Origin of the sequence: Agrococcus sp. KRD186 (genome assembly GCF_017168255.1) — a bacterium.
In the GTDB taxonomy this organism is placed as follows: domain Bacteria; phylum Actinomycetota; class Actinomycetes; order Actinomycetales; family Microbacteriaceae; genus Agrococcus.
The window spans coordinates 1,581,691-1,594,509 of sequence record NZ_JABFAP010000001.1 but is presented as its reverse complement, the minus strand read 5'-3'; the positions used below and the strand labels follow the sequence as shown (position 1 = coordinate 1,594,509).

Here is a 12,819-nt window from a genome sequence, read left to right as displayed (position 1 = left end):
TCGCGGCGGGCCGTAGGATCGAGCAATGCTGCTCCGTCGACCCAGGAGCGCGGGCCCACGGCTCACGCTCGCCGCCGGCGACGAGGCCGTGCCCCGGGGGATGCAGATCGCGGGCGCGTGGTCGTGGCGCTTCCTGGCCGTCGCGGCAGCGGCAGCCATCGTGATCGCGCTCATCGTGATCTTCCGCATCGTGGTCATCCCGCTGCTGGTCGCGGCGCTCATCACCACGGCGCTGCTGCCGGTGGTCGCGGCCCTGGTGCGCGCGCGCTGGCCGCGCGGGCTCGCCGTCGCGGTGACGGTGGTCTCGCTCATCGTCGCGGTCGTCGGGCTCGGCTGGCTGGCGATCTCGCAGATCCGCGACGAGTACCCGGAGCTGCAGGAGCAGGCGCTCGAGTTCTGGGAGGATTCGCAGGCGTGGATCATGTCTCTGCCGTTCGGCATCGACGCGGCCGACGTCACCGCGTTCGGCGAGAACATCCTCGGCGCGATCCAGGACGACATCTCGACCATCCTCTCGAGCGCGCTGTCGGTGGGCTCCTCCGTCGGTCACTTCCTCGCCGGCGCGCTGCTGACGATCTTCGCGCTCATCTTCACCCTGCTCGACGGCCGCCGCATCTGGCAGTGGATCGTCTGCGTGATCCCGGCCCGCGCGCAGCCCGCGACCGACGGCGCCGCGCGTGCCGGCTGGGTGACGCTCGGCAACTTCGTGCGCGTGCAGGTGCTGGTCGCCTTCATCGACGCGGTCGGCATCGGCCTGGGCGCGTTCATCCTCGGGCTGTTCTTCGAGGGCGGCATGCCGCTCGTGCTCCCGATCGCGATCCTGGTCTTCCTCGGCTCGTTCATCCCCATCATCGGCGCCATCGTCACCGGCACCATCGCCGTGCTCGTCGTGCTCATCTCGTTCGGCTTCTGGCCGGCGGTGATCATGCTCGGCATCGTGCTGCTCGTGCAGCAGATCGAGAGCCACGTGCTGCAGCCGCTCATCATGGGCACGGCCGTCAAGGTGCACCCGCTCGCCGTCGTGCTGGCGGTCGCCGCCGGCTCGACGATCGCCGGCATCGCCGGGGCCTTCTTCGCCGTGCCGGTGGTCGCCTTCCTCAACAACTTCGTCAAGACCATCGCAACCGGCTCCTGGCGCGAGAACCCCAATCCGACGATCGAGGATGTCGTGCGATGAGCGCTGCCCTGCCCGGCCCCTCCCTGGCCGACTTCGAGACCGCGAGGGGCCGTCTGGCCGGCATCGTGCAGGAGACGCCGATGGAGCGCTCCCGCTACCTCAGCGGCATGCTGGGCGCCGAGGTGCACCTCAAGTGCGAGAACCTGCAGCGCACCGGCGCCTACAAGATCCGCGGCGCCTACAACATGCTCGCGAAGCTCACCGACGAGCAGCGCAGCCGCGGTGTGGTCGCCGCCTCGGCGGGCAATCACGCGCAGGGCGTCGCCTTCGCCGCGACCGAGCTGGGCGTGCGCTCGACCATCTTCATGCCGGTGGGCGTCGCGCTGCCGAAGCTGCAGGCGACCCGCGACTACGGCGCGGCCGTCGAGCTGCGCGGCCTCGAGTTCCAGACCGCGCTGGCCGCGGCGATCGAGCACGTCGAGCGCACCGGGGCGACCTTCGTGCCGCCCTACGACCATGCCGACATCATCGAGGGCCAGGGCACGCTCGGCCTCGAGATCCTCGACCAGGTCCCGGATGTGTCCACGGTCGTCGTGCCCATCGGTGGCGGCGGGCTCGCGGCCGGCGTGGCCTCCGCGATCCGGCAGCGCGCCGAGCGCGACGGCCGCACGGTGCGCATCGTGGGCGTGCAGGCCGAGCGCGCCGCCTCCTACGTCACCTCGCTCGAGGCGGGGGAGCCGACCACCATCCAGACCCAGTCGACCATCGCCGACGGCATCGCCGTCTCCCGACCGGGCACCCTGCCGTTCTCCATCATCCGGGAGACCGTCGACGAGATCGTCACGGTCTCCGAGGACGACATCGCCCGCGCCCTCATCATGCTGCTCGAGCGCGCGAAGCTCGTGGTCGAGCCGGCCGGAGCGGTCACGACCGCCGCCATCATGACGGGACTGGTCGCATCCGACGGCCCGACGGTGGCGGTGCTCTCGGGCGGCAACATCGACCCGCTGTTCATGGAGCGCGTGATCGGGCGTGGGCTCGCCGCCTCGCAGCGCTACCTCAAGGTGCGGATGGCGCTGCCGGACCGGCCGGGTCAGCTGGCGATCATCGCGCAGATCGTCTCGGACGAGCAGGCGAACGTGGTCGAGGTGCTGCACTCGCAGCACGACGCCTGGACCTCGATCGCCGACGTCACGCTCGACATCTCGGTCACCACCCGCGGGCCGGAGCATGCCGAGCGCGTGCTCGAGGCGCTGCGGAGGGCCGGCTACCAGCCGGTCGTGCTCTGAGCCGACCCCTGGCGCACAGCGACGGCCACGCCTTGAAGGGCGGGGCCGTCGCTGTGGTGGCGGGGCTCAGCCCCGGTAGGTCTGGACGTCCTTGACGACGACGTCGATCGTGGCGCCGGAAGGCGCCTCGTACGAGGTCTTCGCGCCGATCTTCAGTCCCATGATCGCGGCGCCGAGCGGGCTCGCCTCGCTGTAGACGTCGAGCTCGTCGCCGGCCTCGGCGATCTCGCGGTTGCCGACGAGGAACGTGGCGTCATCGCCAGCGATCGTCGCGGTCACGACTGTGCCGGGCTCGACCACGCCGGAGGCCTCCGGCGCCTCGCCGACGGTGGCGTTGCGCAGCAGCTGCGTGATCTGGGTGATGCGGGCCTCGATCTGGGCCTGGTCGTCCTTGGCTGCGTGGTAGCCGCCGTTCTCCTTGAGGTCGCCCTCTTCGCGGGCTTCCTCGATGCGCTTGGCGATCTCGGCGCGGACGGGCCCCTGCAGGTGCTCCAGCTCGCCCTGCAGGCGGTCGTGCGCCTCCTGGGTCAGCCAGGTCTCCGTGGTGCCGTTCATGTCGTCTCCTGATATGCACAGAACCGGCCCCGAGTGGGCCGGTCCGACTTGCATTCTATGTCACCCAGCACTCGGAGACCAATCCGGTGGTCGCCAACGAGCTCGTGCGCACCGGCACGACGTGCGTGCTGGTGAAGGCGTCGGTGGCGGGCAGCTCCACCTGCACCCACCCGACGATGCCGTAGGCGGTATCGAGTGCCTCGAGCGCGCACTCGACGGTCGTGCCCGCCTCGACCGAGACCTCGAAGATCACCTCGACGGTGGAGTCGTCGACGATCTCGTGGCCGATGGTGCGCGACTGCAGCTGCGTGGTGCCCGGCTCGGTGCCCACCCACCACACCCACAGGGTCGCCGTCAGCAGGATGGCGACGCCGACCGAGATCCCCAGGATCTTCTCGCGCCGCGTGCGCGAGCGCGTTCGCCCGTAGCGGGCTGCCAGATCGGTCATGGGGGCCTGTCCGTGGGAAGATGGAGACCTATCCAGCCTATCTGCCGCGCCGCCGAGCGCTGCGGTGCGCTGGGCGGAAGGAGAGGCAGTGCGACGACTGCTCGCGGTGCATGCGCACCCAGACGACGAGTCGAGCAAGGGCGCAGGGACACTGGCACGCTACGCGGCCGACGGAGCCCAGGTCACGGTGGTCTCCTGCACGGGCGGCGAGAGCGGCAGCGTGCTGAACGAGCGGTTCGCGCTGGGTCACCGAGCTGCCCGCGACATGACGGGCCTGCGCCGGCTGGAGATGGCCGCCGCGCAGGCGGCGCTCGGCATCGATCACGCCTGGCTCGGCTACGTCGACTCCGGCATGCCCGGCGAGGGCGAGCCGCTGCGGCCGCTCTCGTTCGCGACCATCCCGCTCGAGATCGCCGGCCGCCCGCTGGTGCGCCTCATCCGTCGCCTCAAGCCGCAGGTGGTCGTCACCTACGACGAGTCCGGCGGCTACCCGCACCCCGATCACATCCGCTGCCACGAGGTGACGATGTGGGCGGTGGAGCACGCGGCCGGGGGCCTGCCCGAGCTCGGCGAGCCGTGGGAGGTGGAGAAGCTCTACTTCGATCGCACCATGAGCGGCGCGCGACTGCGCGCGCTGCTGGGCGCGCTCGAGGCGTCGGCACCCGATGACGAGCGGCTGGGCTTCGTGCGCGAGTGGGTCGAGCGGATGGGCGATCGCGGCGACACCATGACCACACGCGTCGATGTCGCTGCCTACTTCGACGCGCGCGACATCGCCCTGCGCGCGCACGCGAGCCAGGTCGACCCGGAGTCGCGCTTCTTCTTCTGGCCGAACGAGCTGCTGCGCGAGACGTGGCCGACGGAGGACTACGAGCTGGTGCGCTCGCGCGTGCCCAGCACGGGCCCGGAGGACGACCTGTTCGCAGGCGTCGAGGAGGATTGATGCACGCGCTGTTCATGGAAGAGCTGCCCTACGACCCCAACCAGGTGACGCCGGGCGTCATCGGCTTCGCGGTGACGGCGCTCGTCGCGGTCGCGGTGATGCTGCTGATGTGGGACTTCAACCGCCGGGTGCGGCGCATCAACGACCGCGAGGAGGCGAAGCAGCGACTGATGGCTGAGATCGCGGCCGCGCAGCGGCCGACCGCCGAGGACGGCGAGCCGGCGCCTGAGACGGAGGCGGCGGAGATCGATCGCGGTCGCTCCGAGAACCCGGACGACGCGCGGTCGTAGCCCCTGCGGCGGATCCGCTGCTGTTACAGCACCCGGATCGCGGTTGCCCGCCAGCGCCCGTCGAGGCCCTCGAGCCGCATCGCCACGGCACGCGTGCGGACGGCCGATCGCACCACCACCGCGCCCTCGACGACCCCGTCGGCGGTGTGGCAGGTGTGCACGCTGCCGACGGCGAACCCCGGCACCTCGCGCTGCTGCCGCCGTGCACGGTCGCGCCGGGCGGTCAGCGCGCGCTCCGTGAGCTGCTGGAAGAGCCCCTCGGTCACGAAGCGGGCCATCTGCTGCACCTCGCGCACGCCCAGCAGCACCTCGATCACGCCGGTGGCGAGGTTCTCGATCAGCGGGGTCGGATCAGGCAGCGCGGCCGATGAGCAGGGTTGGAAGTCGAAGAACTCCTCGGCGTCCACTGCCGTCATCCGCTGTCTCGTCGCCCGCACGATGCCTCCTCGCATACCGCTGCCGCGGTGCGCGGCCCTCGGAGGCGCCGCCGTGCCGGAACGCTAGCGGGTTCGACGCGTGCGGTGTGATGGGGAGTTCTGCCCTGTGGAGAACGCTCGACACGGAAGGGTGTGGGGCGGTTAGATTCGCCCGCGTGCGCTTCGAGGACCTGTTCGACGACCTGGAGAGCCAGCTCGAGGCCGAGCTGGGCGCCGAGCAGCGCGACCTCCAGGCAGAGGAGGAGCGCTTCCGCATCGGGAGGCTCGAGCTGCGCGATCGCCTCGCCGCTGCCCCGCGCCTGCTCGACCTGACGCTGCGCGCGGGCGGGCGGCTGCGGCTGCGGCGCATGGCGCTCGGGCGGGACTGGCTCAACGGCGTGGTGCTCGAGGGGGCCCCGGCCGAGACCGGCGCCGTCGTGCCGCTGCACGCGATCGTCGGCGTCGAGCTCGACGGCGACGGCGCCGCGGCCTCCGTGCGGCAGGCGAAGGAGGCCGGCGACCTGCAGGCGAGGCTGAGCTTCGCCTTCGCGCTGCGCGACCTCGCGCGCCGCCGCGCATCCGTCATCCTGGAGGGCCCGAGCCCGGTCGCGGGCACCATCGACCGCGTCGGGCGGGACCATCTCGACCTCGCGGTGCACGAGCCGGGGGAGCGGCCGCGCTCGAGCGCGGTGCGCTCGTGGCGCATCGTCCCCTTCGCGGCGTTCGACTGGGTGCGGCTGCCGTAGCTCAGCGCTCGCCGAAGAGGTCGGCGATGCTCGGCGACTGCGCCTGGCGCCAGAGGCCGCGCCGCCGCTCGAGCTCGAGCTCCCGGTCGATCCAGGCCTGCACCTCGTCGTCGGCGACCCGCCAGGCGCCGCGCACGCGCACGCCCCGGAGGTCGCCGGCCTCGAGCAGCTCCACGACGGCGCCGGGGGTCGCGCCCAGCACGTCGGCGACATCTGCGACCGCGAGGAAGCGGCGGGGTTCCATCGACATGCGCACCATTGTGCGCCAGTCGCGGCCGACGTGAGCGGAGGCTGTGGAGAACTTCAGCGACGTGTCGCGGCGACGTGTCAGGTTGTGGTCGTCGACGAGGGAGGACTCATGGCCGCACGCCGCACCTGGATGGATCCGAGGCTGGTGATCGGGGTGGTCCTCGTGCTCGTCTCGCTGGCGGGCGTCTGGTTCGTCGTGCAGCAGGCGTCGCGCACCGAGACCGCATGGGCGGCGACGCGCACCCTGCTGCCGGGCGACATCGTCGCGGCGGGCGATGTGGAGCAGGTCGACGTGCGCCTGCCGCAGTCGCAGGACCGGTACCTGGATGCCGCGGCCGACCCGGTGGGCATGCTCGTCGCGTCGACGGTCGGCGCGGGCGAGGTGCTGCCGGTGCGGGTGCTCGGCGACGCGGCGAGCGAGGATCGCTCGGCGGTCGTCGTCGACATCGAGGGAGCGCTGCCGCGGGCGGTGCGCACCGGATCCCTCGTGGACGTCTGGACCGCGGCGCCGACCGAGGACGGCTACGAGGCGCCCGCGGTGCTCATCGACGACGCGATCGTCGTCGGCGTGCTGGAGGACGAGGGGATCCTCGCGAGCTCGGCGCAGCAGCTCGAGCTGCTCGTGCCGACCGGCGAGACCTCGCTGCTGCTCGAGGCGATGTCGAACGAGCACGTGCTGAGCGTCGTGCCGCTCGCGCAGCCCGTCGAGGCGGCGCCGTGATCGGCATCGCGGTCTCCGCGCCGCTCGAGCGGGAGGACGCCGTCGTGCGGGAGGCCGCCCGGCACGGGCACCGCGTCGCCATCCGAGCAGCCACGGCGGCCGACCTGCTCGAGCGCCTCGCCGCCCGTGCCGAGGACGCCGAGCCGCGCATCGACCTGGTGCTGGTGGTCGCCGACGAGCGGCACGCCAGCCGCGACCTCGTCGATGCGTGCGACCGGCGCGGCATGCGGCTGCTCGCGCTCGCCGATGACGCGGCGGAGCGCGCGCGTGCGCAGGCGCTCGGCATCGATGCGGTCGCCTGGGGGGACGGCTTCGCGGCGATCGAGACGCAGGTGCAGCCGACCGCGCGGTCCGAGGGCCAGCCCGAGCGCGCGAGCGGCCGCGTCGTCGCCGTCTGGGGACCCGCCGGGGCGCCCGGCCGCACGACTGCCGCGATCGCGCTGGCGGCCGAGCTCGCGCTGCTCGGGCAGCGGGTCGCGCTCGTCGACGCCGACACCACCAGCGCATCCGTGGCGCCGGCGCTCGGGCTGCTCGACGAGTCGCCGGGCTTCGCGGCGGCTGCGCGACTGGCCCGCGCGGGCAGCCTGACCGTCGACGAGCTCGACCGCATCTGCCAGCAGGTGCCGAGCATGGGCGGCACCGTGCGCGTGCTCACCGGCATCGGGCGCTCCAGCCGCTGGCCGGAGATCGGCGGCGACCGCGTGGCCGAGGTGCTCGAGCGCTGCCGCGACTGGGTCGACGTGACCGTGGTGGATGTGGCGGCGAGCCTCGAGCGCGACGAGGAGATCTCGAGCGACCTGTTCGCGCCGCGCAGGCACGCCGCGACGCTCGCGGCCCTCGAGGCGGCCGACGAGGTGCTGGTCGTCGCCGGCGGCGACGCCGTCGGCATCGCCAGGCTGGTGCGCTCGCTGCCGGAGCTGCGCGAGCTCGTGCCGCAGGCGCGCGTGCGGGTGGTCGTGAACAAGGTGCGCGCCTCGGCCATCGGCATCGCCCCCGAGCGCGCCGTGCAGGAGACGCTGCGCAGGCTGGCCGCCGTCACCCCCGAGGCCTGCTGGCCGTTCGACGGCAGGGCGGCGGATGCGGCACTGCTCGAGGGTCGCCCGCTGGTCGACGTCGCGGGGCGCTCACGCCTGCGTCGCAGGGTGCAGGAGCTCGCTGCCGCGCTGGTCCCCTCGGAGGCGCCGGCGAGCCGCGCGTCGCTGCGCGCGGCGGAGCGGCCCAGGCGGCGGTGGCTTCCCGCGCTACGCTGAGGCGGTGACGAGCCTGACCTCGATCGCCGAGCGCTACGGCCTGCTGAGCGACCCGGACGTGCACTGGCTGCATCGGCTGGTCGCCGACTTCCAGCTGCTGGCCGACCTCGCCATCGGCGACATCGTGCTGTGGCTGCCGACCGGTGACGACGACGGCTACATCGCGGTGCAGCACGCGCGCCCCGCCGGCGCCGCGACGCTGTTCTACCGCGACATCGTCGGCCAGCCGGTGCGGAACGCCTGGCGCGAGCAGATCCACCGCGCGTTCACCGAAGGGGTCTCCCTCGATGCCGACTCGCCCGAGTGGGGCGTCGAATCCGACGCCAAGGTGCGGGCGATCCCGGTGCGGCGCCGCGAGGTCGAGCCCTCCGTCAGGCTCGTGCAGCAGCCGATCGCGGTCATCACCCGCCACGCCAATCATGCCGACACGCGCAGCGCCGGCCGCCTCGAGCGCACCTTCCGCGAGTGCGCCAGCGAGCTGTTCCGGATGATCGCCGACGCCGACTTCCCCGACCAGGCAGCACCGTCCGGCCAACGACGCGGCGCGGCCCGCGCATCCGATGGCCTGATCCGCCTGGACCAGGCGGGCGTCGTCACCTTCGCGAGCCCGAACGCGCTCTCCGCCTTCACGCGGCTGGGCTTCAGTGGCGAGCTGGAGGGCGAGTCGCTCGCCGAGATCACGACCGAGCTGATCGACGAGTCGCACGAGGTCGACGAGGCGCTGCCGCTCGTCGTCACCGGCAGGGCGCCGTGGCGCACCGACATCGAGACGAGGTTCGTGACCCTGACGCTGCGCGCGGTGCCGCTGCGGCAGGGCTCGGCGCGGCTGGGCGCGCTCGTGCTGGCGCGAGACGTCACCGACATGCGCGCGCAGGAGCAGACGCTCATCACCAAGGACGCGACGATCCGTGAGATCCACCACCGGGTGAAGAACAACCTGCAGACGGTCGCCGCGCTGCTGCGGATCCAGTCGCGGCGGTCGAAGAGCGAGGAGTCGCGCAGCGCGCTGCAGAACGCCGAGCGGCGCGTCTCGTCGATCGCGGTCGTGCACGACACCCTCTCGGAGGGCCTCAGCCAGTCGGTCGACTTCGACCAGGTCTTCGACCGGGCGATGAAGCTCACGAGCGAGCTGGCGTCGATCCACGGCGCCCAGGTGCGCACCGAGCGGCAGGGCACCTTCGGCGTGCTGCCGAGCGGGTACGCGACGCCTCTCGCACTGGCCCTCACCGAGCTCGTCACGAACGCGGTCGAGCACGGCCTCCCTGGCAGGAAGGACGGGCTCGTGCGGATCACCGCCGAGCGCGACGAGCACTGGCTCACCGTGCAGGTGTGCGACAACGGCTCGGGCCTGCCGCCGGGCCGCGTGGGCTCCGGGCTCGGCACCCAGATCGTCAAGACGCTCGTCACCGGCGAGCTCTCTGGCACGATCGACTGGGGCGCCAGGGCGGTCGAGGGCACCGAGGTGACAGTGAGGGTGCCACTGTCGTACATCCGCTCGGACGACGACATCGTCTGACGCGCCCGCCGTTGCCGCGCAGCGCTGAGCGCGCGCCGGCTCCAGCGAGCGTCAGTGGCTGCAGCGAGCATCCGCCGCACGCAGAAGCGGGGCCACCCGAAGGCGACCCCGCTGCTCTCGCGTGTGCTGCGTCAGCCGGCGCGGCGAGCGCGCGCGGCGCGGCGCTTGAGCGCGCGGCGCTCGTCCTCGGAGAGGCCGCCCCACACGCCCGAGTCCTGGTTGGTCTCGAGGGCGTACTGGAGGCACATCTCCGTCACCGGGCACGTCGCGCAGACTGCCTTCGCCTTCTCGATCTGCTCGAGCGCTGGGCCGGTGTTGCCGACCGGGAAGAACAGCTCGGGGTCTACCGTGAGGCAGGCAGCGTCATCACGCCAATCCATACATGTGCTCCTTGTACATTGGAGGGGGAAGTCGCGCTTCGCGGGAATCCGCGGCGCAGAAGACTCGGGGCGCAGCAGCGGTGCCGCCCGACGTTCTATGCTTCCACAGCACCCCCAGAGAGGCAAGGGTTTTCTTCTGTGAGCGATCACTCCAGACTTCGGCCGGTCACGGCATCGACGGCCGGCGGCCTCCTGCTGCTCGAAGCGCTCGGCATGCTCGTGATCGCCGCGTGGACGGCGATCTCGGCGTTCGGCGACGGCCCGCAGCACATCGCCGGCGGCCTCTTCCTGGCGGCGCTCGCGGCGGGCTCGGCCTTCTTCCTGCTGCAGGCCGGGCGGGCGATGCTCGATGGCCGATCCTGGTCGCGCGCGGCCGCTGTGGTGTGGCAGGTGCTGCAGCTCGGCGTCGCCGCGGGCACCTTCGACGGGGGAGAGGGGCCGGTGTGGCTCGCGCTCATCCTGGCCGCGCTCGCAGTGACGGTGCTGGTGCTCGTGCTCCGCAGGAGCGTCACCGTGTGGCTGCGCCCCGAGGTCGAGTAGCGGTCAGTCGCTGAAGGCGAGCCGCTTGTCGAGCATCTCGAGGTGGCCCTTCGCCTTCGTGTTGTAGAAGGCGTGCGTGATGACGCCCTGCTCGTCGAGCACGAAGGTCGAGCGGCGCACGCCGAGGACGACACGGCCGTAGCTGTTCTTCTCGCCGAACGTGCCCCAGGCGCGGTGCACGGCGAGATCCTCGTCGCTCAGCAGCGGGAAGGTGAGCGCGTCGAGCTCATGCGCTTGAGCGAGCCGCTCGATCGGGTCGCGAGAGATGCCCACCACCGCGTAGCCGTGCTGCGAGAGGTCCGGCAGCCGGTCGCGGAAGTCGCACGCCTGCTGCTTGCACGCAACCGTGAGCGCCTGCGGGTAGAAGTAGACGATCGCCTTGCGGCCACGCAGATCTGCGAGCGAGACGGGGTTGCCGCTCTGGTCGGGCAGGGTGAAGTCGGGTGCGGCCGTGCCGGGCTGGAGGTGCGTCATCCGATCCATCCAAGCAGTGCACAGGAGCTCGGAGCGTCTGGTATCGTGATTCCTCGGTCGAGAGACCATGCACCTCTAGCTCAATCGGTAGAGCAGTTGACTCTTAATCAATTGGTTCCGGGTTCGAGTCCCGGGGGGTGTACAGCGAGGCCCGACCAGACGAAAGTCTGGCCGGGCCTCCTTCATGTTTGGAGGGCGTTACTCTCCACGTACTCTCCACTTTGAGTCTTGGGATCGTCGGCTTCGACAGGTTCAGGCTGCCGCAGCGTCTCTACCTGTGCTTCACGCCAAGCACCGGTGTGTGGTCAACCGACCACAGGGAGGCCTGATGCGGGTGCGAGTCATGCGTGACGCTGGCGATGCCGTGCGTGAAGCTCGCCTCCGCCGAGGTTGGACTCAGCAGCGACTTGCCGATGAGGCGCGGGTCGGCCGCGAGTGGGTCTCCGCGCTCGAGCGTGGCAAGGCAACACTAGACATGGGGCGCTGGCTCGACGTCGTCGATGCACTGGGGCTCAGCGTAGAGGTCCACGACGATGCGTGAGCTCCACGCCTATATCGACGGCGGGCACGTCGGGGTGTTCACCATGAACGCTGGCGGTTCAATCACCTTCGAGTACGACGACGATCGGGGCAGCCGGGCAACGCCGATCAGTCTGTCCATGCGTCCCAGCCGCCCGCGCCACGGCAATGCCCAGGCGACTGCATGGCTCGACGGGCTCCTCCCAGATCGCGAGAGCGCCCGCGACGCGATCGGCGCAGAGTACAGGGTCAGCGCTCGGAGCCCATTCCGGCTCCTTGAGCATGTCGGACGGGATATCGCCGGCGCGGTCCAGCTCATTCCGCGGGGGGAGACGCCGGACGACGATCCTGCCCGCGCACCCTCCGGCGTGCGAGCGGATGGCGAGGCGATCGCGCAGGCGCTCCGGTCGGTCAAGGCGATCTACGAGACCGGAGCTCCGCCGCAGGGCGACCATGTTCGACTCAGCCTTGCTGGGGCACAGCCGAAGATCGCCCTCGGCAGGGATCGGAGTGGCTGGTACTTCCCCGGCAGGTACACGGCCTCGACCTACATCATCAAACCCGAGGTCGATGTCAACGAGCACATCGACTCGATCGATGTCGCCGAACGACTCACCATGCTTGCTGCCGAGCGACTCGGACTGGACGTCGCGCGAAGCGAAGGCTGGGTCAGCCCGGACGGCGACCTGCGTGCCCTCGTGCTCGAGCGATATGACCGCGAAGTCGACGACAGCAGCCGCATCCGCCGCCTACCAAGAGGACATGCTTCAGGCGCTTGGGCAGCCGACCTCGAAGAAGTACCAGGACAGGGACCGTGGTCCAGGTGTCCGGCAGATCTCGCAGCTCATCCACGGAGCAGTGGCGGAGCGAACCGAACGGAGGCTGATCGCCGAGGGGTTCTTCCGAGGGCTCGTGTTCAACACCGCGGTGCTCGGCACTGACGCGCATGCGAAGAACTACTCGCTGCTGCTCGAAGGTGAGCGCGTGCGTCTGTCACCGCTGTACGACCTCGTCTCGACTGCGGGCTACGCAGACCGGCCGGGCGCCGTGCGACGCTCGGCGATGTCGATCGGGGGCGAATGCGCGTTCCACAGCATCGGGGAAGCGCAGCTGCTGCAAGAGGCGAGCCGCCTGAGGATCAGCGAGGACGAGGCGCGCGCGTGCTCACAGAGATCGTCGAGCCGCTCAGCGATGCCTTCGCGGATGCTGCGGCGGAGCTGCGGCGAGACGGACTCGATCACCCGCTGCTCCGCCGCACTGTCGATGGCATCCGCGAGAAGTCCAACCTCGTGCGCATGCATGAACCGGGCGCCCGGATGGTGGTTGCCTCCACCGCGCCCGCGCGCACCGCGCCCCAGGGTCGGGT

General features: G+C 71.4%; 16 protein-coding genes, 1 tRNA gene and 1 pseudogene. 12 read left to right on the top strand and 6 right to left on the bottom strand.

Translation table 11 applies throughout. From position 1 onward, the window contains the following. Window positions 1-25 precede the first annotated feature (25 nt). Both J1M46_RS07685 and ilvA read left to right on the top strand, forming a co-directional pair. On the top strand, window positions 26-1,177 hold the full coding sequence (locus tag J1M46_RS07685; protein ID WP_241249058.1) for an AI-2E family transporter: 1,152 nt from the start codon (window positions 26-28) through the stop codon (window positions 1,175-1,177). Then, window positions 1,174-2,406: a threonine ammonia-lyase gene (gene ilvA, locus J1M46_RS07680; protein ID WP_206447277.1), complete on the top strand. Its 1,233-nt coding sequence runs from the start codon at window positions 1,174-1,176 to the stop codon at window positions 2,404-2,406. Before J1M46_RS07685 ends, ilvA begins: the two co-directional genes overlap by 4 nt. Before the next feature lie 66 nt (window positions 2,407-2,472). On the opposite strand, the gene greA is transcribed toward ilvA, so the two are convergent. Further along, window positions 2,473-2,961: a transcription elongation factor GreA gene (gene greA, locus J1M46_RS07675; protein ID WP_206447276.1), complete on the bottom strand. Its 489-nt coding sequence runs from the start codon at window positions 2,959-2,961 to the stop codon at window positions 2,473-2,475. Between the two features lie 55 nt (window positions 2,962-3,016). Further along, on the bottom strand, window positions 3,017-3,409 hold the full coding sequence (locus tag J1M46_RS07670; RefSeq protein ID WP_206447275.1) for a DUF4307 domain-containing protein: 393 nt from the start codon (window positions 3,407-3,409) through the stop codon (window positions 3,017-3,019). Between the two features lie 88 nt (window positions 3,410-3,497). Here J1M46_RS07670 and mca point away from each other — a divergent pair, with 88 nt between their 5' ends. After that, window positions 3,498-4,352 (top strand): mycothiol conjugate amidase Mca, encoded by an 855-nt coding sequence (mca, locus tag J1M46_RS07665; RefSeq protein ID WP_342384316.1) that lies wholly within the window; start codon window positions 3,498-3,500, stop codon window positions 4,350-4,352. After that, on the top strand, window positions 4,352-4,642 hold the full coding sequence (locus J1M46_RS07660) for a hypothetical protein (RefSeq protein ID WP_206447273.1): 291 nt from the start codon (window positions 4,352-4,354) through the stop codon (window positions 4,640-4,642). The genes mca and J1M46_RS07660 overlap by 1 nt, the downstream gene beginning before the upstream one ends. Before the next feature lie 23 nt (window positions 4,643-4,665). Here J1M46_RS07660 and J1M46_RS07655 read toward each other — a convergent pair whose 3' ends face one another. Further along, the gene (locus J1M46_RS07655; RefSeq protein ID WP_241249057.1) at window positions 4,666-5,058 is read right to left on the bottom strand and encodes an Rv3235 family protein; all 393 of its coding nucleotides are present in this window, start codon (window positions 5,056-5,058) and stop codon (window positions 4,666-4,668) included. A gap of 176 nt (window positions 5,059-5,234) precedes the next feature. On the opposite strand from J1M46_RS07655, the gene J1M46_RS07650 reads away from it, so the two are divergent. Beyond that, window positions 5,235-5,804 carry a hypothetical protein gene (locus J1M46_RS07650; protein ID WP_206447271.1) on the top strand — a complete coding sequence of 190 codons (570 nt, stop codon included), beginning with the start codon at window positions 5,235-5,237 and terminating at the stop codon, window positions 5,802-5,804. Window position 5,805: 1 nt separating this feature from the next. Here J1M46_RS07650 and J1M46_RS07645 read toward each other — a convergent pair whose 3' ends face one another. Then, window positions 5,806-6,054, bottom strand: a complete 249-nt coding sequence (locus J1M46_RS07645; RefSeq protein WP_206447270.1) for a helix-turn-helix domain-containing protein — start codon at window positions 6,052-6,054, stop codon at window positions 5,806-5,808. 108 nt (window positions 6,055-6,162) lie between these two features. Here J1M46_RS07645 and J1M46_RS07640 point away from each other — a divergent pair, with 108 nt between their 5' ends. The 3 genes from J1M46_RS07640 to J1M46_RS07630 are packed head-to-tail and all read left to right on the top strand — an operon-like array spanning window position 6,163 to window position 9,540. After that, window positions 6,163-6,774: a hypothetical protein gene (locus J1M46_RS07640; RefSeq protein ID WP_206447269.1), complete on the top strand. Its 612-nt coding sequence runs from the start codon at window positions 6,163-6,165 to the stop codon at window positions 6,772-6,774. Beyond that, the gene (locus J1M46_RS07635) at window positions 6,771-8,024 is read left to right on the top strand and encodes a nucleotide-binding protein (RefSeq protein WP_206447268.1); all 1,254 of its coding nucleotides are present in this window, start codon (window positions 6,771-6,773) and stop codon (window positions 8,022-8,024) included. The genes J1M46_RS07640 and J1M46_RS07635 overlap by 4 nt, the downstream gene beginning before the upstream one ends. A gap of 4 nt (window positions 8,025-8,028) precedes the next feature. After that, entirely contained in the window at window positions 8,029-9,540 is a 1,512-nt protein-coding gene (locus tag J1M46_RS07630; protein WP_206447267.1) for a histidine kinase N-terminal domain-containing protein, read from the top strand. A 131-nt stretch (window positions 9,541-9,671) separates the two neighbouring features. Here J1M46_RS07630 and J1M46_RS07625 read toward each other — a convergent pair whose 3' ends face one another. Continuing rightward, the gene (locus J1M46_RS07625; protein ID WP_072314150.1) at window positions 9,672-9,920 is read right to left on the bottom strand and encodes a WhiB family transcriptional regulator; all 249 of its coding nucleotides are present in this window, start codon (window positions 9,918-9,920) and stop codon (window positions 9,672-9,674) included. Between the two features lie 138 nt (window positions 9,921-10,058). Between J1M46_RS07625 and J1M46_RS07620 the strand changes: the two genes are divergently transcribed. After that, window positions 10,059-10,460, top strand: coding sequence for a hypothetical protein (locus J1M46_RS07620; RefSeq protein ID WP_206447266.1), 402 nt, complete (start codon window positions 10,059-10,061; stop codon window positions 10,458-10,460). 3 nt (window positions 10,461-10,463) lie between these two features. Here the strand turns inward: J1M46_RS07620 and bcp are convergent, their stop codons facing one another. After that, on the bottom strand, window positions 10,464-10,934 hold the full coding sequence (gene bcp, locus J1M46_RS07615) for a thioredoxin-dependent thiol peroxidase (RefSeq protein WP_206447265.1): 471 nt from the start codon (window positions 10,932-10,934) through the stop codon (window positions 10,464-10,466). 69 nt (window positions 10,935-11,003) lie between these two features. Between bcp and J1M46_RS07610 the strand changes: the two genes are divergently transcribed. The 3 genes and pseudogenes from J1M46_RS07610 to J1M46_RS07600 all read left to right on the top strand — a co-directional run. Continuing rightward, window positions 11,004-11,076, top strand: a tRNA-Lys gene (locus J1M46_RS07610). 42 nt (window positions 11,077-11,118) lie between these two features. Next, a complete protein-coding gene (locus tag J1M46_RS15910; protein ID WP_446698569.1) occupies window positions 11,119-11,475 on the top strand; it encodes a helix-turn-helix domain-containing protein in 357 nt (118 codons plus the stop codon). Beyond that, window positions 11,468-12,819: pseudogene (locus J1M46_RS07600) on the top strand (HipA domain-containing protein); the annotation flags it as partial. The gene J1M46_RS15910 and the pseudogene J1M46_RS07600, both read left to right, overlap by 8 nt.